17 protein-coding genes are annotated in these 18340 nt (G+C 65.9%); 8 read left to right on the plus strand and 9 right to left on the minus strand.

The window, feature by feature from the left end:
- Positions 1-177: 177 nt before the first annotated feature.
- Positions 178-1143 carry an amidohydrolase family protein gene (locus R5W23_RS29605; protein WP_320689501.1) on the minus strand — a complete coding sequence of 322 codons (966 nt, stop codon included), beginning with the start codon at positions 1141-1143 and terminating at the stop codon, positions 178-180.
- A gap of 63 nt (positions 1144-1206) precedes the next feature.
- Here R5W23_RS29605 and R5W23_RS29610 point away from each other — a divergent pair, with 63 nt between their 5' ends.
- Positions 1207-1989, plus strand: coding sequence for an NAD-dependent epimerase/dehydratase family protein (locus R5W23_RS29610; RefSeq protein ID WP_320689502.1), 783 nt, complete (start codon positions 1207-1209; stop codon positions 1987-1989).
- A gap of 29 nt (positions 1990-2018) precedes the next feature.
- On the opposite strand, the gene R5W23_RS29615 is transcribed toward R5W23_RS29610, so the two are convergent.
- Complete coding sequence (locus tag R5W23_RS29615) at positions 2019-3311, minus strand: putative oxidoreductase C-terminal domain-containing protein (protein ID WP_320689503.1); 1293 nt, start codon at positions 3309-3311, stop codon at positions 2019-2021.
- Positions 3312-3429: 118 nt separating this feature from the next.
- Between R5W23_RS29615 and R5W23_RS29620 the strand changes: the two genes are divergently transcribed.
- The gene (locus R5W23_RS29620) at positions 3430-4533 is read left to right on the plus strand and encodes a GTP-binding protein (protein WP_320689504.1); all 1104 of its coding nucleotides are present in this window, start codon (positions 3430-3432) and stop codon (positions 4531-4533) included.
- Positions 4534-5421: 888 nt separating this feature from the next.
- On the opposite strand, the gene rplI is transcribed toward R5W23_RS29620, so the two are convergent.
- The 7 genes from rplI to lpxA all read right to left on the minus strand — a co-directional run bounded on the left by rplI (position 5422) and on the right by lpxA (position 12265).
- Complete coding sequence (gene rplI / locus R5W23_RS29625; protein ID WP_261186560.1) at positions 5422-6000, minus strand: 50S ribosomal protein L9; 579 nt, start codon at positions 5998-6000, stop codon at positions 5422-5424.
- 101 nt (positions 6001-6101) lie between these two features.
- On the minus strand, positions 6102-6683 hold the full coding sequence (locus R5W23_RS29630) for a single-stranded DNA-binding protein (RefSeq protein WP_320689505.1): 582 nt from the start codon (positions 6681-6683) through the stop codon (positions 6102-6104).
- 163 nt (positions 6684-6846) lie between these two features.
- Positions 6847-7395, minus strand: coding sequence for a 30S ribosomal protein S6 (locus tag R5W23_RS29635; protein ID WP_261186562.1), 549 nt, complete (start codon positions 7393-7395; stop codon positions 6847-6849).
- A gap of 121 nt (positions 7396-7516) precedes the next feature.
- A complete protein-coding gene (gene pth, locus R5W23_RS29640) occupies positions 7517-8158 on the minus strand; it encodes an aminoacyl-tRNA hydrolase (RefSeq protein ID WP_320689506.1) in 642 nt (213 codons plus the stop codon).
- A gap of 112 nt (positions 8159-8270) precedes the next feature.
- Positions 8271-8921, minus strand: a complete 651-nt coding sequence (locus R5W23_RS29645) for a 50S ribosomal protein L25 (RefSeq protein ID WP_320689507.1) — start codon at positions 8919-8921, stop codon at positions 8271-8273.
- A gap of 200 nt (positions 8922-9121) precedes the next feature.
- Positions 9122-11368, minus strand: a complete 2247-nt coding sequence (locus tag R5W23_RS29650) for a sigma-70 family RNA polymerase sigma factor (RefSeq protein ID WP_320689508.1) — start codon at positions 11366-11368, stop codon at positions 9122-9124.
- Positions 11369-11410: 42 nt separating this feature from the next.
- Entirely contained in the window at positions 11411-12265 is an 855-nt protein-coding gene (lpxA, locus tag R5W23_RS29655; RefSeq protein ID WP_320689509.1) for an acyl-ACP--UDP-N-acetylglucosamine O-acyltransferase, read from the minus strand.
- Between the two features lie 296 nt (positions 12266-12561).
- Between lpxA and R5W23_RS29660 the strand changes: the two genes are divergently transcribed.
- The 6 genes from R5W23_RS29660 to R5W23_RS29685 all read left to right on the plus strand — a co-directional run bounded on the left by R5W23_RS29660 (position 12562) and on the right by R5W23_RS29685 (position 18318).
- Positions 12562-13437, plus strand: coding sequence for a deoxyribonuclease IV (locus R5W23_RS29660; RefSeq protein WP_407936175.1), 876 nt, complete (start codon positions 12562-12564; stop codon positions 13435-13437).
- Positions 13438-13912: 475 nt separating this feature from the next.
- Positions 13913-15214: a phosphopyruvate hydratase gene (gene eno, locus R5W23_RS29665; RefSeq protein ID WP_010048178.1), complete on the plus strand. Its 1302-nt coding sequence runs from the start codon at positions 13913-13915 to the stop codon at positions 15212-15214.
- A gap of 95 nt (positions 15215-15309) precedes the next feature.
- Positions 15310-15903: a hypothetical protein gene (locus R5W23_RS29670; protein ID WP_320689511.1), complete on the plus strand. Its 594-nt coding sequence runs from the start codon at positions 15310-15312 to the stop codon at positions 15901-15903.
- Positions 15904-15911: 8 nt separating this feature from the next.
- A complete protein-coding gene (gene fhcD, locus R5W23_RS29675) occupies positions 15912-16820 on the plus strand; it encodes a formylmethanofuran--tetrahydromethanopterin N-formyltransferase (protein WP_320689512.1) in 909 nt (302 codons plus the stop codon).
- A complete protein-coding gene (locus R5W23_RS29680; RefSeq protein WP_320689513.1) occupies positions 16820-17629 on the plus strand; it encodes a formylmethanofuran dehydrogenase subunit C in 810 nt (269 codons plus the stop codon). Before fhcD ends, R5W23_RS29680 begins: the two co-directional genes overlap by 1 nt.
- A gap of 17 nt (positions 17630-17646) precedes the next feature.
- On the plus strand, positions 17647-18318 hold the full coding sequence (locus R5W23_RS29685; RefSeq protein ID WP_320689514.1) for a class I SAM-dependent methyltransferase: 672 nt from the start codon (positions 17647-17649) through the stop codon (positions 18316-18318).
- Positions 18319-18340: the final 22 nt, after the last annotated feature.

Genomic DNA, 18340 nt, shown 5'->3' on the forward strand with positions numbered 1-18340 from the left:
GCTGCACGTCGAATGTCGGAACGATTTCCGAAACTCCAGCATTTGTTCTGCCCCGCCGGCTTTGTGAGGCGCCTGCCGGGCGGCTTTCGTTAACCCTTGGCCTCTCCGGTCGTGAGACACACTGGCGAACGACAACTCACGCGCCGCTCCGTCGAGGGGGAAGAACCGGATATTTTACTACAGCCTATAGAATTTCACGGCGTTATCGTGGAACAGCTTCTTTTGTTGCTCTTCGGGCCGATCTCTTACCACGGCCTTTAGCCCGTTGAGCCAATCTCCGTACTTTTCAACCCCGAGCAGGCAAACCGGCCAGTCACCGCCGAACATCACGCGGTCCGGGCCGAACGTATCCAAGGTGTGGTTCACTACCGGCGCCAAGTTGTCGGCAGTAACTTTGCCTCGTTCGGGGGCGGTTGCGATGAAACCGCTCACCTTACACACCACGTTCTTTTTTGTGGCCATCGCCGACATATCCTTCTTCCAGCGGTCACGCTCCTCGGCGGTGTGCTTCAAGTTTGCGTTGCCGCAGTGGTCGAGGATGAACCGGGTGTCCGGGCACTGCTCTGCCAGTTTCACAAAGTCGGGCAGCTCTGCCGGGCGCACACACATGTCGAAGCTCAGCCCCAGATCGCCCAGGAGCTGAATACCTTTCACGAACTTCGGGTCCAGGCAGTACCTAGCGGGTGTGCTCTTGACGTGCAGCACCTGCCGGATGCCTTTGACGTACTTGCTGTCTTTGAACTGCTTCGCGTACTTCTCGAACCCGTCCGAGTTGGGCCGACCGGACAGCACCGCGGCGCAAGTGGCCGTTTTCCCGCTCTTGCACAGTTCGATCAGGTAGTCGGCTTCCTTCTGCTGCTGCTCGGGTATGACGTCCACTTCCATGTAGACGGCCTTAACGACGTTCAGCCCGTCGGTCGCCTTGGCGTACTCGGTGGGGGTGAAGTTGTGCCCCAGGATTTTCCCTTCGGGGGTGCTCGGGTCGAACCACGCCAACTTGAAATCGTTCAGGTTCCACAGGTGCTGGTGCGTGTCAACGACGGGGAGCATCGCTTTTTCCTTCGGTTGAGAGGCTGCGAACAGGGGGCTCGCGCCCCCCGAGAGCGTGAGGGCCGAGGCGGCGAGCAACTCGCGGCGGTTCATGGCGGGTACTCCGGGGTGAACGAGCCCGATGGTAACACGCGGCGGCGCGAGTACAACGAGGTTATGAGCACTCCGAAGCGAATCCTCGTTACCGGGTCCGCGGGCCGCATCGGCCGGGCCGCGGTGTCCGAACTCGTCGCGCGCGGCCACAGCGTTGTGGGGTTCGACCTCCACCCCACACCGGGGCTGTCGGCCGACCGGTCGGTCGTCGCGCCGCTCGCCGACGTGGCCGCGCTCCGTCGCGCCGCGACCGGGGCGGACGTCATCATTCACCTCGCGGCCACTCCGGACGACGCCCGGTTCCCGCGGGGGGCCGCACCGGACGACGGGGATAACTTCCTGAGCGATCTGGTTCCCGGCAACATTGTCGGCCCTTATGAGGTCATGGAAGCGGCCCGGTCGTTGAAGGTTCCGCGGGTGGTTCTGGCGAGCACCGGCCAAGTGGTCGCGGGCTATTTTCAGGGCGGGGCACTGCCGATCGCGCCCGACGTGCTGCCGCGCCCGCGTTACCTGTACGCCTGCACGAAGGTGTTCCTCGAAGCCCTGGGGCAGGTGTACGCCAACGAGCACGGGATCACGGTGCTCGCGGTCCGGTTGGGGTGGTGCCCGCGGCCCGGCCAAGAGGAAGAGTTCCGCCAGAGCGACTTCGGCCCCGACGTGTACCTCAGTCCGGGGGACGCCGGCCGGTTCTTTGCCGCGACGGTTGAAGCGTCGGCGCTACCGCCGTTCGCAGTGGTGTACTCCACAAGCCGACACGTGCGGAAGCACATGTACGACCTGACCTCCGCGCAAGAGCTGCTGGGGTGGGCACCCCGGGACCAGTGGCCGGCCGGGAGCGGGGAGTGAGCCGCGGGCCGGCCGCTGATTTTCGCTGCTCAACTCGACCGGGCCATCTCCGCGGCTTTTGTTGTGATGTAGTAACGCGCGAGCGCGTTGGTGTGTTCCCACGGCGGGACCGTCCGGGGCGCGTGAAAATAGCGCACGAACTCCTCCATGACGGCGGCGAAATGGTCCTCGTGGGTCGTCCGCCAGCTTTCGGGAATGTTGACCCGCAGCTCGCGCCCGTCGTCCGTGACCGAGAGCCCGTTGAAATCGTGCTGGAGTGACGCACACTTCTCTCGCAACCGCTCGGCCAAAGCCTCATGACGGCTCGGGTCTGTTGCGGACAAGAACAGTTCCGGGGGGGCGCCGGCGGGCTGGCGGATGCTCGCAACGGCGCACGTCCCACGGGCGATGCACTGGTGCGTGTCGCCACCCGTCGGTGACTCGTACTCCCACGACGTTTCAAGCTTCACATGGACCCCGCGCAGCGCGTAAACCGCGCTGTTGTGTCCCGCATAGTACAGGTTCCCCTCCACGACTTGCGGTTGCAGTTCGGTCGGGAAAACGGGCAGCTCTGTCAGCTCCCCGAACTGTTCTTGGGTGATCAGCATCAGCGCCCGGTCGGCGCCGAGCATCTGGATCTGGGTTGCGTAATCCACCGGCTGGTCCGGGGCGATGAGCCACAATGACAGGTCCGCCAGGTGCGTACCCACGTCCGCGATGGCTTCGCCAGAGATTTCGGTGGAGAACCACCACCACGGTCGCACTAGCGGGCTCCCGGCGACCGTTTTCTTGAGGTGATGTACGCTCCGCAACCACAGCGCGGGCCGTTCGGCGGTGCCCGACTGCCACGTGCCGAAGAGGGCCTCGTCGCGGGTGAACTCGCGGAGCAGCCAGTTGGTGACCTCGAACCGTTCGGTCAGCATGTCCCACACCAGCACCTCGCGCAGGTCCGCCTGTCGCAGCACCGCCTCGAGCTTCGGAAAGTCGGCGTGGTCGATGATCCAGGGCTTGTCCGCGAGCACATGCGCGCAGCTCTCGACCGCGAGCGCGATCAGATCGATTTTCGGCCGGTTGCGCCCGCTGATGACCGTCGCGTTCCCCGGTTGCTCGCGAGCGAACCGTTCCCGGTAGTCGCCCCCGGCTCGGAGATCGATGTCCCAGGTCGTCGGGTGCTCCGCCCGCGCGTTGAACCCTGCGATCCGCTCCAGGTGCGTCAGCGTGTCGGCGTCGAGGGGCGCGTACACGTGCGCGCGGTGATGGACCCCGGGCAGCATCCGCTGCTGCACGAGCGCCGCGTGAAAGTGACCCGGCGCCAGGGTCATGAGCCGCAGAAGCCTGAACAAGCCGCCCCCGGGAACTGGTTTGTTGCGAAGCGTTTCCGCGGTAGCAAGTGGCGAGCCAATCGCCCGTTGTGCGCGGCCACTATAAAAAGCCTACCCACACCCGACAAAGGTGACGCTGATGACGGTGCGATTCGTAATGGTTGGCGGATTCCTCGGCGCCGGAAAAACCACCACGCTCGGACGGCTGGCGCGTCACTACCAGCAGCAGGGGAAGCGGGTCGGGGTGGTGACCAACGATCAGGCACACGACCTCGTGGACACCAACACGCTCCGCGCACAAGGGCTGTCTGTGGAGGAGGTGCCGGGGGCGTGCTTCTGCTGCCGGTTCGATGACCTCGTCGGGCGGGTCGGTTCGCTCGAAGCCGCGGAGCGGCCCGACGTGATCCTTGCGGAGCCGGTGGGGAGCTGCACGGACCTCGTAGCGACCGTCATTCAGCCGCTGAAGGACCTCTACTCCGGCCGATTCGAGGTGGCTCCTTACGCGGTGCTGTTCAAGCCGAGCCACGGCCTGCGCATCCTGCGCAACCAGGCCGCCGGCGGGTTCAGCCCGAAGGCCGCTTACATCTTCAAGAAGCAGCTTGAAGAGGCTGACGCGATCGTAATCAACCGGATCGACGAGCTCGACCCGGTCCAGATCGACGAACTGTCGCGGCTCGTGGCCCAGCAGTTTCCCGGGACGCCGGTCCTGCGCGCGAGCGCAACCTCCGGCGCGGGGTTCGACGCGCTGGCGGAACTGCTCGATCAGACGGGCGCGTTCGGGCGCAAGATCCTCGACATCGACTACGACATCTACGCCGAGGGTGAGGCCGAACTCGGCTGGCTCAACGCCACCGCGCGTCTCACGAGCGACGAGCCGTTCGACCTGGACGCGCTCCTCACCTCCGTCCTGGGGGAGTTGGCCGTCGTGTGCCGCACGCTGGGAGGCGAGGTGGCGCACCTGAAGCTCATTGGGATGGACGACGCGAGCGCGTTCGCGGTCGGTAACGTGATTAGCAGTGACACGGCGCCGAAGTTGTCGCTCCCGAGCGGCCTTCGCCCGCGCGAGGCGGACCTGATCGTCAACGCCCGGGTGGCGATCGACCCGGCGGTGCTGGAAGCCGAGGTGAAACGGGTCGTGGCTCTGGAGTCGACGAAGGTCGGAGTGGTCGCAGAGTTCCGGACCAGCCAAAGCCTGCGTCCGGGGCGACCGGTTCCAACGCACCGCTACTCCGAGGCGAAGTAGGCTCGAAGTTGGCCGGTTCCGGCGTTCACCGTATCGCTGCTGGCTGGGCGAATGAAGCATCTGGTATCGGTTCCGTTTTCGGTGCTGTGGAAGTTCACCTGCTCGGTTTTGCCCCTCATTTACGGGGCTGGCTTCGTTCGGCTCGTGAACTTCGCCGAATGGGCAATCGGTCGCAAATGATGTCCTTTTCATAGGTTGCGACACGATTATCGGTTGGTTCGGAGCCCAATGCCGCACGACTCGAACGACTTCGGTGCGTGTGATTCGGTGGTAGCGAGCACCCAGCGAATCGCCAGTCCGTGACCAGCAGTTGGGTAGCAGGTGTCCCGTCGCTGACCAGTCTGATGCCACCGGTGTGGTACTGTCACCCCCGTTACAGCGCCGCGTGCGATCGTCCGCCGAAGCTGCGTCCTACGTCGAATTCAGCCGGTTTGTCGGTTCGACACGTATTCGCACCAATCCCACCGCCGTGACCTAATGCGAGTTGGCGCCCGGAGCGCGCGACGGTTGAATTCGACACGGCCTCTACTATTCCGATGGCACCGCTCCTTACCACAAGCGTGTGTGACGCTGCGGTCGGTCGGGACACCTGGACTGAGTCACGGTCCGGTTGAGTGTGTCAGTCTTTGGATGATGTCTTTGTTGCACAGACATTCCTGTCTGTGCGGCGCGAAAAGACAGCACAGACAGGGATGTCTGTGCCACAAGAAACAGAGACCACCACCCGGAGGCTTGCAAAGCTCGCGGCCTTTTGGGTCGTGGTATGTCTGGGCCGCAAGAAACAGAGACCACCCGGACCGGGAATGAGCCCGGTACGTAGTAAAAGCCGCGGGGCCAGAACCACATGCATGGTTCTGGCCCCGCGGCTTTGAGGCTAACCGCGCGAGATTACTTCTTGCCCTGCATCGCGACGACGAGCACCTGGATCTTGGCTTCGATGCCGTAGCCGAGCGACAGCGGCACTTCGGTCAGCGTGTTCGCTTCCTTGATCGGGTTTTCCAGCTTCACCATCTCGGGCTCGACCTTCAGGTTCTTGCCCTTGAGGGTCTTGCTCACCTCGATCGGCCCGATTGAGCCGTACAAGTGGCCTTCCTCGGTAGCGTTCGCTTCGATGGTGACGGCCGGCAGGCGGGTGAGCTGCTCGGCGAGCACCTTGAGGTCGGCGATCTTGGCTTCGCGGGCCTTCTCGACCTTGATCTTGTACTGTGCGAGGGTCCGCAGGTTCTCTTCCGAGGGGATCACGGCCTTGCCGTAAGGGATGAGGTAGTTGCGGGCGTAACCCGCTTTCACCTCGACCACCTCGCCCTGCTTGCCGACGTGTGCGGTGTCGTCCACCAAGACGACCAGGGTGCCGCCGTGCGGCCCCTTCTTCACTTGGTTCCGCACCCGGACCTTCTTCTGCGGGAGCGTCTTTTCTTTCGGGGCCGCGCTCTTGGCGTCGGTCTTCTTCGTGGTGCTCTTGGCCATGTGAAACCCGTCCCGTGCTTGTGTAAAGCCCCCGGCGCCGGTCGAACGACGAGCGCCGAGGGGAGTCGTTAAGTTTGCGACGGGTTCCGTGCCGGCGGCACTCAGAACGGGATCGGGTCGTCGCCGCCCCCGCCCCCGTCGTCGTCGCTCGGGGGTGGGGCACTGCGCCCGCCGCCCGACGGGCGCCCACCGCTCGACGGGCGACCGCCACCGCCTCCGCCGCCGCCACCCGAGTAGCCCCCGCCGCCGGAGTAACCACCGCGGTCCGCGGCGCCGCCGGAGTAACCGCCCCCGCCGCCTTCGCCGCCGTCCCCGTCGCTCTTACCGCCGAGGAACTCTAAGCTGTCGACGACGAGCTTGTGCTTCGAGCGCTTCCCGCCGCCGTTTTTGTCTTCCCACTCCTCGAACACCAACCGGCCTTCGAGGTACATCATGTCGCCTTGCTTGGCGTACTTGGTGACCAGATCGGCAAGGTTGCGCTTGCTATCGGCCCGGGAGAACACCTCGCAGTCGACGTACAACTGGTTGGGGTCCTTGTCCCACCCGCCTGCGTCGTTCTTCTTGCTCCGGCCCACCGCGAACCGGAACTTCACCACGGTGCTGCCGCTGTTGGGCAGCACCCGCGGCGGTTCCGGCGGCTTCGTGAGCCGCCCGATCAACATCACCTTATTCAGAGTCGCCATGCGCGACCTCCTCGCGGGGTCGGCCCTTAGCAGGAATGGTTAAGCTGGAGGCTAAGGGCACTTCCGCGAGGGTACGTTACGGCATTCAGAGACTCTGACGCAAGGTCGGTAGTGTCGGTTTGGGGCGGGCCGAACGGGCCGCGCCGCAACGGAACCGTCGGAACTACTCCGGCTTCTCGGCCATGTCGCGGCGGCCGCGGCGGGGCGGGCCGGCGTCGCGCGGGGCGCCGTCGTCGCCCAGCAGGGGCTCGCCGCCGATGGCCGCCGGGTCGGTCTGCACGGTCTGCTCGTCCTGCATCCCGCGGAGGGCGAACCCGTTGCTCTGGTCCTCGTGCGCGATCTTCATCATCTCCGCGCGCCACTTCGGGTCGATCTTGCTGGTCAGTTGGCGCAGGATCAGCCCTTCCTGGAGCTTGAAATCGTTCTCGAGGTTGGCCTGCTTGGTGCTCTCGAACGTGTAATAGATGATGTGGAAGCTGCCCTTCTTGGACTTCCCGATCGGGTAGGCGAGCTTGTGGTTGTAGTCCCAGGGGCGGCTCACCTCGATCGTGCCGCCGTGGCGCTCGATCAGGGTGTGCAACTGCTGCTTGACGCCCTCCGCGTCGGACGACACCTTGGTCGGGTCGAGGAGGAACAGCGTTTCGTAGGTCTGAATCGGCATGGTTACCTTCGGGTAGTTGCCCGCGCCGGGCGTCCCGGGCGCGGTGGTCACCGTGGTTCGGCCGGGGCGCCCTTTCGGTGCCCCACGACCCCAACCGCACGTCGGCTGGGGAGCGACCGGCTCACTCGTAAACGGATCAAGAACCGCAAGCAACAATCGAACGGAGCTGCCGTCACCGTGGTTGCGGCGGCTCGTCTTTGGCTTTCTTGGCCTTCGGACCTTTTCCCTTTTCCTTGGCCCCGCCGTCGTCGGACGAACCGCCGTTGAAGCGGTTCATCGACGCCTCGGCACCCTGCTTGGCCCACACGAGCGCCGCCTGCGCCGCCGTGGCGACGGCCTCTTCGGCCGCCGCCCGTTCGCCGGGCTTGAACTTCCCCAGCACGAACTCCACCGCGTCGCCGACCGCGGGCTGGCCCAAGCCGACCCGGAGCCGGCAGTAGGCGTCCGTACCGAGCTGCTCCTGAATGTTCCGGAGCCCGTTCTGCCCGCCGTGGCTCCCCTTGATCCGCATCCGGAGCTTGCCCAGGGGCAGGTTCAGGTCGTCGCAGATCACGAGCAGATTTTCGACCGGCACCTTGTAGAAGTCGAGGATCGCCCGGACCGCCCGGCCGCTCAGGTTCATGAACGTGAGCGGCTTGACCAGGAGCACCGTTTCGTCGCCCTGTTTCGTTTCCGAAATGAGGGCCTCGAACCGCTCGCGGGCGGACCCGACGCCGGGGCCGTTCGCGAGGTAATCGATCACATCGAACCCGACGTTGTGCCGCGTGCCGGCGTACTTCGGCCCGGGGTTGCCGAGTCCGACGATCACCTTCATGGCTTCACGTGTGAGTAAGGGGCTGCGAGCGAGAACCAGAGGCCCTCAGCATACCAGATGCGCCCGCGGGCGCTCGGTTCGCACGCGGGCCTCATCTCCCGTCCCCCGGGGCTCACTTCTTGGCCGGGGCCGCGTCGTCGTCGTCGGCCTTCTTCTTCTCGGGCTTGATGACCTCGGGGCCGGTGCCCGGCTCGGTCGTGGTCGGTTCGGCCTCGACGCCCGGGAGCTTGAGCTGCACGACCACGCCTTCCGGCGCGTCGAGCACCTTCACGCCTTGCGGGAGGGCGAGGTCGCGGATGTGGATCGGGTTGCCGAGGGTCAGGTTGGTGATGTCGATCGCGATCGAGTCGGGGATGCTGCCGAGGGGGCACTCGACGTGCAGGGCGTGGAACGGTTGGTCGAGCACGCCACCGCCGGTCGCCTTCGGGGCGTTCTTCAGCGCGACGGGCACCGACACGCGGACCAGTTCGGCCCGGTCCTTGCGCTCGAAGTCCACGTGGATCATCTCCTTACCGAGATAATCCCACTGGAGTTCGCGGATCAGGACCGTTTCGGTCTTGCCTTCGATGTCGAGGTCGAGCACGCGGGCGTGCTGGACGCGGATGGCTTGGTCGAGTTCCTTCGCGTTCACCGCGAGCGACACGTTGGCCTGCTTGTGCCCGTACACGATCGCGGGGACGAGCCCCTTCTTGCGGAGGCGGGCGGCGGCACGCGAACCGGTCTCGGCGCGCGCAGTGGTCTTGAGGGTGACGGACGCAGACATGATTTTATCCTCGCGAACCCGGCTACTCTCGCGGCACCTGTTGGGGGCCGCTACCCTCGCGGGACGCACGTTGCTGGTAACGAACTGGAAGCGGCCCCAAAGGTCATTTGGGGCCGCTTCGTGGTAAGTTAAGGGATTATGGTGAAATCGCCGCCGGGTGACAAGCCGGCAGCGAAAAAACCGGTGCGTTCGGCCTGCGGCTACGGTTTGGTCGGTGCGGGCTTCGTCTTGAGTTCTTCCTCGATTCGTTTCCGAAGCGTGTCGAGTTCGGCTTTGTTCAGTTTATCCAGTTTATCCAGCTCGGTGCCCTTCAGCTTCAAACCCTTGATGAGTTCGTCGATGTTGGCCTTGTTCGTGGCGCCAGGGGCCGGCTTGACCGGTTGCCGCGGCACCGGCTTCCGTTGGTCGTCGGGGACAGGAGGCTTGGTCGGCACCTGAGCACCCGTCGGACCCGTGACCCGAATATTCTCGAAGCCCTTGCACGCCTCACGGGCTGCTCGCTCCGATTCGCGGTTCGCCTTGTCCGTGACTTTGATTTCGACGGATTTCGGGCCGCTCGGGTCGTTCTTGGCCCGCGCCAGAAGCAACGCCAGCGCGGCCGGGTCGCTGGTTGTGATCGGTCCGAGCGGCGCGGTCGCTTGGCCTTTCACTTCGGTCCGCACCTCCCGAATCACGAACGTGTTGTCCGTTCCGCCCACGGTCAGTTCGAGGTAGCTACCGCCGTCGCGCTTGCGATTCGCCGCTCGGTCGGCCTGCGCGATGGCTTCCTTCAGCCTGCGGAGCTGCTCCTCCGTGGTATCCAGTTGCAGTTTGGCGAGCTCCGCTTGCTTGAGGACCAGAGCCTTCTCGGCTTCGAGCCTGGCGAGTTGCGCTCTCAAGTCGTCTGCCTTCGATCGGGGGGCGTCTATCTCGGCTGCCGGCGCGGGCTTTTGCTCTTTCGCCTTCGTGAGCTTGGGCTGTGCCTTCAGTTCGGCTTCGGCGTTTGCAATCTCTTCTTGAGTCTGTTGGAGACTGAAAATTGCCTCTTGCAACTCCTGCACCAGGGGCTTTGCTTGAGCAAGCTTCTCTGCTGCCGCAGCGGCTTTGTCGGTGGACTTACTCGGCTGTTGTTGAATCCCCTGAAGAATTTCTCGTTTTATGTCTATTGATCTCTTGAGTGTAGATTCTTTTAGTTTAAGATCTTTGAGTCGTAGTTGCACCATCTCTTCGCGGATGATATCGGCAATAGCTTGGGCTTCGTCGTCCATGTTGCGCGTTCTCGGTGCTTGGCGGTCGGCGCCCTGCTCGGGCGGGCCGTCGTTCTCCTTTCTTGCCAAATCCCACTTGAGCTGACGCCACTTGTCCTTGAGCCCCCCGCTCTTGTGCAGTTCTCTATCGATGTCCTCAATTTCGCGTGAGAGCTGGAGAACTGCCTGCACGTCCTTTGAATCGTAGGCGAGCGACTCGCCCGACTGCTTGGCTTCCTTTAACTTTTGGATCGTGAGTTCGTATGCGTGCCGACGCGACTTCTGTTGTTGTTCGATTGCCTGGATTTTGCGTTCCAGTGCGGTGATTTCGTCAGTCGGATTCTCGGCTCCGGGGGGCGGAGCGTTCTTCGCGGGTTTGGCAGCGGCACCGGCGCCGGTACCGTCCTGGGCGACCACGCCCGTTTGGACCGGGCGGGTGCCCAACCCCACGCCCACGCCCACCACGAACACCGCGCACATCGCGAACGATGCGGCGGTGGCTTTCTGGACCCAGAACATGTGAAGGACCCCTTGGACGAGTGAGGAAACCACGGGTGTAACCGCTGCGACCGCCGCGCCCGATGCCACCGCCGCATGAACCGTATTCGTTGCCAGGGCCGCCGGCACCGCGACCGCCGGGACGGCGAGCGCTTGCACCGGGTCGAAGGCGCGGAGCCGGACCCGCAACTTCGCCAGCCCGCGGTTCAGTCGCGCGGACAGCGTGCCCTCTGGGCAGCCGAGCCGCGCCGCGGCTTCCTGTCGCGTGAAGCCCTGGAGATGGCACAGGATGATGGGTTCGCGGTCGCGCTCGGGGAGTGCGAGCAGGGCGCCGTCGATGTCGGCCCGCAAGTCCGAGTCGGGGGCACCGGCGGAGGCGGTTTCCGGTAGCTCGCGCTGGCGGGCGAGCCGGCGGGCGTTCTTGCGGCGGAGGTTGCGCGAGGTCAGCACCGCGACCCGGTACAGCCACGGGCCGACCGTCTCGCGGGCCGCGAGCTTACGCCCCTGGCTCGCGAGGACGAGGAACACGGCCTGGAAGGCGTCCTCGGCGTCGGCGGTGTGTGGCAGTAAGCGGCGACAGGTGTTCCAGACCAGCGGCCCGTGCCGCCGGACCAGTTCCTGGAACGCGGGCTCATTTCGTTCGGACGTGAACGCGGCAAGCAACTCGCCGTCGGACCGGCGGTCGGGGAGCAACTCGCGGCAGAGGGCAGCGACGGTACGCATGCCCTTATCATGTCGCGACCGGTCCCGGCGCGTGCAGGAAAATTACGCCGCGGCGGATTCGTCGTCGGACGCGTCGCTCGCGAGCCGGTGCGCGCCACAGATGCCGCGCTTCGAGGTGCGGATGAACTCCACGAGTTCCTGAACCGCCGGGTACTCGCCCACTTCGGCCTCAATGCGGGCCAGGGCCGCGGACAGCGGCAGGGCGGGGCGGGTCATGTAGATGATGCGGTACGCCTTGCGGATAGCGGTGCGCTCCGCGGGCGGGATGCCGGCCCGGCGCATCCCGATCAGGTTCAGCCCGCGGACGTAGTTCACGTCCTGCATCACCCAGAACGGCGGGATGTCCTTGCTCGACCCCGAGGCGCCGGAAAGGAACGCGAGCCGCCCGACCCGGCAGAACTGGTGAACGGCCGAGTTGCCGCTGATGAACGCCCGGTCGCCGACGGTGACGTGCCCGCCGAGCAGGGCCGCGTTCGCGAGGATCACATCGTTCCCGACGACGCAATCGTGGGCGATGTGGGCGCCGGCCATAAAGAATCCGCGGTCGCCGATCCGCGTGACGCCGGTCCCGGGGCCGGCGCCGACCGGCATCCCGCGGTGAATGGTGACGTGTTCGCGGAAGATGTTCCCGCTGCCGATTTCGACCGCCGTGACTTCACCCTTGTAGCCGAGGTGCTGCGGCGCCCCGCCCAGCACGGACCCCGTGCCCACCTCGTTGTTGGCGCCCATCGTGAGCGGGCCGATGAGGTGGACGTGCGGCCCGATCACGCACCCGGGACCGAGGGTGACCGGCCCTTCGATAATCGTGTACGGCCCGATTTTCACCTCGGGCAGCAGGTTCGCGTCCGGGGAGACGATCGCGGTCGGGTGAACGTGCGGGAGCGCGGGGCTCGTCATGATCGGCATCCTTGTCGGCGGAACCCAGATTACCCGAAGCCGTCCAATACGCCATTTTCCGCCACCGCACCAGACCAGTTTCTGAACAACGGAGAGTGCAAATCCTGCCACGGGCCGACACAATAACCCATTTCGCCTATCATTCACGCTCCGGTTGCTGGTGTCCGTTTTTGGCTGTTGTTTTTGTGGCACAGACATTCCTGTCTGTGCGGCCTTCTCGCGCCGCACAGACAGGAATGTCTGTGCCACAAGAAACAGACACAACCAGCCGGATCGTGAATCAGGAGGATGCGACTGTGCCACTCTTTGGCGCGCACCTGTCAATCAGTCGTGGGCTGCACATGGCGATCACCGATGCGGTGGCGCTGGGGTGCGAAACCGTTCAGATATTCACCAAGAACGCGAGCCAGTGGAACGCCCCGCCGCTCCGCGACGAGGACGTGACCGCGTTCCGCCGGGCGGCGGTAGCGTCCGGCCTCCACTGGATCACCGTTCACGATTCGTACCTCATCAACCTGGCCTCGCCGAAGGACGAACTGTTTGCGAAATCGGTCGCGGCGTTCGCGGACGAACTGGAGCGCGCCGAGGCGCTCGGCGCCGATTACCTCGTGACGCACCCGGGCGCGCACACCGGCAGCGGCGAGGAGGCCGGCTTGGCGCGGGTGGTGGCGGGGTACGAAGAGGCGCTCGCCCGGTGCCCGGGGTACAAGGTGCGGGTGCTGCTTGAAACCACCGCGGGGCAGGGGAGTTCACTCGGCAACCGGTTCGAGCATCTGGCCACCGTCCTCGACCGCGCCAACTGTGCCGACCGCATGGGCGTGTGCTTCGACACCTGTCACGTGTTCGCCGCCGGTTACGGACTGGCCGCGGCGGAAGACTACGCGGCCACCTTCCAGCAGTTCGACGACCTTGTTGGGCTGGAGCGGTTGAACCTCTTCCACATGAACGACAGCGAGAAGCCGCGCGGCAGCCGGGTGGACCGGCATGCCGGGATCGGGGCCGGTGAGATCGGCGAGGCGGCGTTCCGGCGACTTGTGACGGATGTGCGGTTCCGCGACCGCCCGATGATTCTCGAAACGCCGAAAAAGAGTGCAGACGGGACCGACATGGATCGCGTCAATCTCGCGTTGTTGCGAGGGTTCGCGAGTGACACCCACGCCGGCGCCGGTTAAAGCCCGAATTCCCAGGAAGCGTGTCAAGCCCAGTTTCGCGGACGCCGATGAATGGTGTGTGCCAACGGTTCCCGCTCACGCGGAACCCGCGGCAAGGAACCTCGCTCACCACCCGATCCCCAGCTCGGGCGGTGCGAGATTCGGTCGGCGGGAAGCGGTCCGCGGGGTTGCGATCCGGTAGCCCCCTGTTGCCGCGCGTCCGCCCGCGGAACCCGTGTCCGGTCGATCGGGCGCTCGGCCCCCGACGACGTCCGGTCCCGGACTTCCCGCCGCCGACCGGCCGGTCCCGGCGCCACTGATTGACACCCTGGACCCACGTTGTGGGTCCGAAGACGACACCCCGCGCCGGGGCCGACCGACGTCCTCCGCCCGCCGCTCACTTGACCTCTCGCGCACCGACCATATCCCTGAGCGCACCTGAGCCGCTGGCGTCGCCGCCCGTGGCGAGTCTTTCCCACTCTCAGTTGCGGTCACAATGAGTACGATTCGCGCCCTCAAAGCCCGTGAAGTTCTGGACAGCCGCGGGAACCCGACCGTCGAGGTCGAGGTCCACCTGACGTGCGGGACGATGGGCCGCGCCGCGGTGCCCAGCGGGGCCAGCACCGGCGCGCACGAGGCGGTCGAGCTGCGCGACGGCGACAAGAAGCGGTACCTCGGCAAGGGCACGCTGACCGCGGTCAAGAACGTGGTCGATAGCATCGCCCCGGCGCTCGCCGGGATGAAGGTGTTCGAGCAGGCGGCCATCGACGCCAAGATGCTCGAATTGGACGGCACCCCGAACAAGGCCAAGCTGGGCGCGAACGCGATCCTCGGCGTCTCGATGGCCGCGGCCCACGCCGCCGCCAACGCCCTCGGCCAGCCGCTGTACCGGTACATCGGCGGGACGAGCGCGCACGTCCTGCCCGTCCCGCTGATGAACATCCTCAACGGCGGCAAGCACGCGGACAGCACCGTAGACTTCCAGGAGTTCATGATTGTGCCGGTGGGCGCGACCAGCTTCCGCGAGGGGCTGCGGATGGGCGCCGAGGTGTTCCACAGCCTCAAAAAGGTGCTCCACGACAAGGGGTTGAACACCGCGGTCGGCGACGAGGGCGGGTTCGCCCCGAACATCCCGAGCGCCGACGAGGCCCTCGCCACCATCTCGCTGGCCATCGAGAAGGCCGGGTACAAGCTCGGCGACCAGATCGTGTTCGCGCTCGACGCGGCCTGCACGGAGCTGTACGAGGAGGCCAAGCACCAGCACGGCAAGGAGGGTTACTGCTTCTTCAAGAGCGACCCTAAGAAGGTGATCTCGTCCGACGAGATGATCGACCTGTGGGCCGGGCTGTGCGCGAAGTACCCGATCCGCTCGATCGAGGACGGGCTCTCCGAGGACGACTGGGCCGGCTGGAAGAAGCTCACCGACAAGCTCGGCGCGAAGGTGCAGCTCGTCGGCGACGACCTGTTCGTGACCAACACCGCCCGGCTCAAGCGCGGGATCGCGGAAGGGTGTGGGAACAGCATCCTGGTGAAGGTGAACCAGATCGGCACGCTCACCGAGACGCTCGACGCCGTGGAGACGGCCAAGCGGAACAAGTTCACCGCGATCATGAGCCACCGGAGCGGCGAGACCGAGGACGTGACGATCGCGGACCTCGCGGTGGCCACCAACTGCGGCCAGATCAAGACCGGCTCCGCGAGCCGCACGGACCGCATCGCGAAGTACAACCAACTGCTCCGGATCGAGGAACAGCTCGGCGCCGCCGCCGTCTATGGGGTGGAAATGCGCCGTTCGTAAGCTGTGGTCGGCGGTCGCGGAGCGCGGGCGAACGGAGCCAGAGGTTCCGTTCGCCCGCGCTCCGCGACCGTCTGCACGAGAGCCGGGACCATTCGATGCCAACGTTTCTTTCCGACCCGCCGCCCGCAATTTACCTCGTGCTCGGGTTCGTGGTGCTCATAACGGGCGTGATCGCGGCGCAGCGGCAGACCCGCAAGGCCGCGGTCCCGTTCCTGATCGCGGCCGGGTTGCTGCTTGTGGTCTTCCTGATCGACCGGTTCGTCGACAGCCCGCGCGAGCAGGCGGTCAAGAGCGCGAAGGCGATGGCCGCGGCCGTCGAAGCGAACCGGCCCGACGATTTCGTTAAGCACGTCGCGGGCACACTCGCCTACAACGGGGAGGGGCAGGGGCACGCCCTCACGCAGGAGAAGATCAAGAGCCTCCCGTTCTGGCCCATGCTCCGCCAGCTCAACCCGCGGATCGAGGTGTGGAACTTCTCCCGCGACGACGTGCGGTCGATCGACGACAACACGATTGAGATCGGCTTCATGGCCAAGGCCCAGCAGCGCGGGGGCATGGAACAGCAAATGCTGTACGTGCGGGCCACGTTCAAGCGCCAGCCCGACGGCAGCATGAAGATGACCGAGTTCCGCACGTTCGATTCGATCAACAACCGCGACCCGTATCACATACCCGGTTTCGGCCCGTGAGTGAACCGATGCTCCCGCTGATGCTGAACGGCGTGGAGGTGATCGACACCTTCGCGGAGGCGTTCGGGATGAGTGCCGCGCGCGTCGTCGTGACCGCGGAATCGGCCCGGTGGGCGATGGAGGCGGCACGGGCGGCGACCGGTTACGCGGCGTCCGTGATCGGGTGCGATGCCGAAGCGGGACTGGAGAAGGAACTCACGCCGGCGGAAACTCCGGACGGGCGGCCGGGGGTGTCGCTGCTGTTCTTCGCGTTCAGCCGCGACGCGCTGCAAAAGGCGCTCGTGAACCGCGTCGCGCAGTGCGTCCTGACGTGCCCGACGACGGCGTGCTTCAACGGCCTCCCCATCGACCCGACCCGCTCGATCCGCATCGGCGGCAACTTACGCTTTTTTGGCGACGGCTGGCAGATTAGCAAGCTGCTCGACGGCAAGCGCTACTGGCGCGTCCCGGTGATGGACGGCGAGTTCCTCTGCGAAGACGTGTTCGGCACGGCGAAGGGTGTCGCGGGCGGCAACATCCTGATTCTCGCCGACACCCGGGCGAGCGGGCTCAAAGCCGCGGAGGACGCGGTTGATGCCGCTCGTGCCGTGCCGGGCGTGATCCTGCCGTTCCCGGGCGGGGTGGTGCGCTCGGGCAGCAAGGTCGGGAGCAAGTACAAGAAGCTCCGCGCCAGCACAAACGACGCCTACTGCCCGTCCCTTCGCGGCGCCGTAAAGTCGGAGCTTCCCGACGGCGTCAACGCGGTTTACGAACTCGTTATCGACGGCCTCGACCTCGCCGCGGTCGAACGCGCGACCTGGGAGGCGATGCTCGCGGCGACCCGTGTGCCCGGTGTGAAACGCATCACCGCAGGCAACTATGGCGGGAAGCTCGGACCGTTTCACATCCGCCTCCGCGCGCTGATCGAGGGCACGTGATGCTCAAGCTCACCCTTCGCGTGCCCTCCAGCATCCCGCTTGAAGTCGACGGCATCACCCCCGAGCGGGTGGCGGGGCTCTCGCCGCTGGAAGTCGCGAAGCTGCCGGTACAGCACGGGAACCGCTCGGAGCCGCTCGGCGAGTTCTTCCAGGTCACCGCCGGCGGGACCGCAATTGCCGATCTGCACTTCGCGGGCGACACGCGGAACGTGAAACTCATCGGCGCGCGGATGAGCGCCGGCAGTGTCTTCGTGGAAGGTCCGGTCGGTATGCATGTGGGCGCGCAGATGAGCGGCGGGTCTCTGACGCTCGACTCCGGCGCCGCCGGGTGGCTCGGTGCCGAGATGCAAGGCGGCTCCATTGAGATACGCGGCCACGCCGGCGACCACGTCGGGGCCGCTTATCGCGGGTCGCGGCGGGGCATGACCGGCGGAACGATTGTCGTTCGCGGGTCGGCGGGCGACGAACTCGGGCTCCTCATGCGGCGCGGGTTGATCGTGGTCGAAGGCGCGTGCGGTCAGTTCGCCGGGGCGTCGATGATCGCGGGGACGCTGGCGCTGTTCGGAACGGTCGGGGAGCGGTGCGGCGCAGGTATGAAACGCGGCACGATCCTGACCGCAAGCGCGCCGCAACTGCCGCCATCGTTTCGCTTCGCGTGCGAGTACCGCCCGAGTTTTCTGCCGTTGTACCTCGCACACTTCGCGCGATTGGGCGTGAACCTGCCGACGGGGTTCGGTGTCGGAACCCTGCGCTGTTTCCGGGGCGACATGCTCACCGGCGGAAAGGGTGAGGTGTTGGTCGGAGGTTAGCGCGGTAGGGAACAGACATGTCGGATCAACTCTCCGCCGTTCGGGGCGGCTATGATCGCTGGGCCAAGGTCTACGATCACGATGCGAACCCGCTCCAGGGGCTTGAAGAGCCGCCCGTTCGGGCCGCCGTCGGCGCGGTGCGCGGCCTCCGCGCGCTCGACCTCGGGTGCGGCACCGGGCGGCACGCGCTCTGGCTGGCGGGGCAGGGGGCGTCGGTCACGGCGGTCGATTTCTCGGAAGGGATGCTGAACGAGGCGCGGGCCAAGCCCGGCGCGGATGCGGTCACGTTCCAGGTTCACGACCTCCACACGCCGCTGCCGTTTTCGGCGGAATTCGACCTGGTTGTCAGCGGGTTGGTGCTGGAGCACCTCCGCGAACTCGATCCGTTCTTCGCAGACGCCCGCCGCGCCCTCAAACCCGGCGGGCGAGCGGTCGTGTCCGCGATGCACCCCGCCATGATGCTGCGCGGCACACAGGCCCGGTTCACGGACCCCGATTCGGGCGAACTGGTTCAGCCGGGAAGTGTCGCGCACTCGGTGGCGGCGTTCGTGATGGCCGCGCTGCGTGCCGGCTTCACGATCGCGAACGTGGAAGAACTCGCCCCGGATGCGGCGTTCGCAGACCGCTATCCGCGCGCGTCCAAGTACGTCGGCTGGCCGATGCTCGTGGTGCTGACGCTCACGGCGTGAGCGGGGCGGTCACATCAAAAGC

The organism is Gemmata algarum (genome assembly GCF_034097035.1).
In the GTDB taxonomy this organism is placed as follows: Bacteria; Planctomycetota; Planctomycetia; order Gemmatales; family Gemmataceae; genus Gemmata; species Gemmata algarum.

Bases quoted from the DNA above. Each gene is read 5' to 3' on its own strand.
- R5W23_RS29610 (WP_320689502.1), top strand. From the start codon at position 1,207: ATGAGCACTCCGAAGCGAATCCTCGTTACCGGGTCCGCGGGCCGCATC.
- eno (WP_010048178.1), top strand. From the start codon at position 13,913: ATGAGTACGATTCGCGCCCTCAAAGCCCGTGAAGTTCTGGACAGCCGC.
- R5W23_RS29670 (WP_320689511.1), top strand. From the start codon at position 15,310: ATGCCAACGTTTCTTTCCGACCCGCCGCCCGCAATTTACCTCGTGCTC.
- fhcD (WP_320689512.1), top strand. From the start codon at position 15,912: ATGCTCCCGCTGATGCTGAACGGCGTGGAGGTGATCGACACCTTCGCG.
- R5W23_RS29680 (WP_320689513.1), top strand. From the start codon at position 16,820: ATGCTCAAGCTCACCCTTCGCGTGCCCTCCAGCATCCCGCTTGAAGTC.
- rplI (WP_261186560.1), bottom strand. From the start codon at position 6,000: ATGGCCAAGAGCACCACGAAGAAGACCGACGCCAAGAGCGCGGCCCCG.
- pth (WP_320689506.1), bottom strand. From the start codon at position 8,158: ATGAAGGTGATCGTCGGACTCGGCAACCCCGGGCCGAAGTACGCCGGC.
- R5W23_RS29605 (WP_320689501.1), bottom strand. From the start codon at position 1,143: ATGAACCGCCGCGAGTTGCTCGCCGCCTCGGCCCTCACGCTCTCGGGG.
- R5W23_RS29620 (WP_320689504.1), top strand. From the start codon at position 3,430: ATGACGGTGCGATTCGTAATGGTTGGCGGATTCCTCGGCGCCGGAAAA.
- R5W23_RS29650 (WP_320689508.1), bottom strand. From the start codon at position 11,368: ATGCGTACCGTCGCTGCCCTCTGCCGCGAGTTGCTCCCCGACCGCCGG.
- R5W23_RS29630 (WP_320689505.1), bottom strand. From the start codon at position 6,683: ATGGCGACTCTGAATAAGGTGATGTTGATCGGGCGGCTCACGAAGCCG.
- R5W23_RS29685 (WP_320689514.1), top strand. From the start codon at position 17,647: ATGTCGGATCAACTCTCCGCCGTTCGGGGCGGCTATGATCGCTGGGCC.
- R5W23_RS29645 (WP_320689507.1), bottom strand. From the start codon at position 8,921: ATGTCTGCGTCCGTCACCCTCAAGACCACTGCGCGCGCCGAGACCGGT.
- lpxA (WP_320689509.1), bottom strand. From the start codon at position 12,265: ATGACGAGCCCCGCGCTCCCGCACGTTCACCCGACCGCGATCGTCTCC.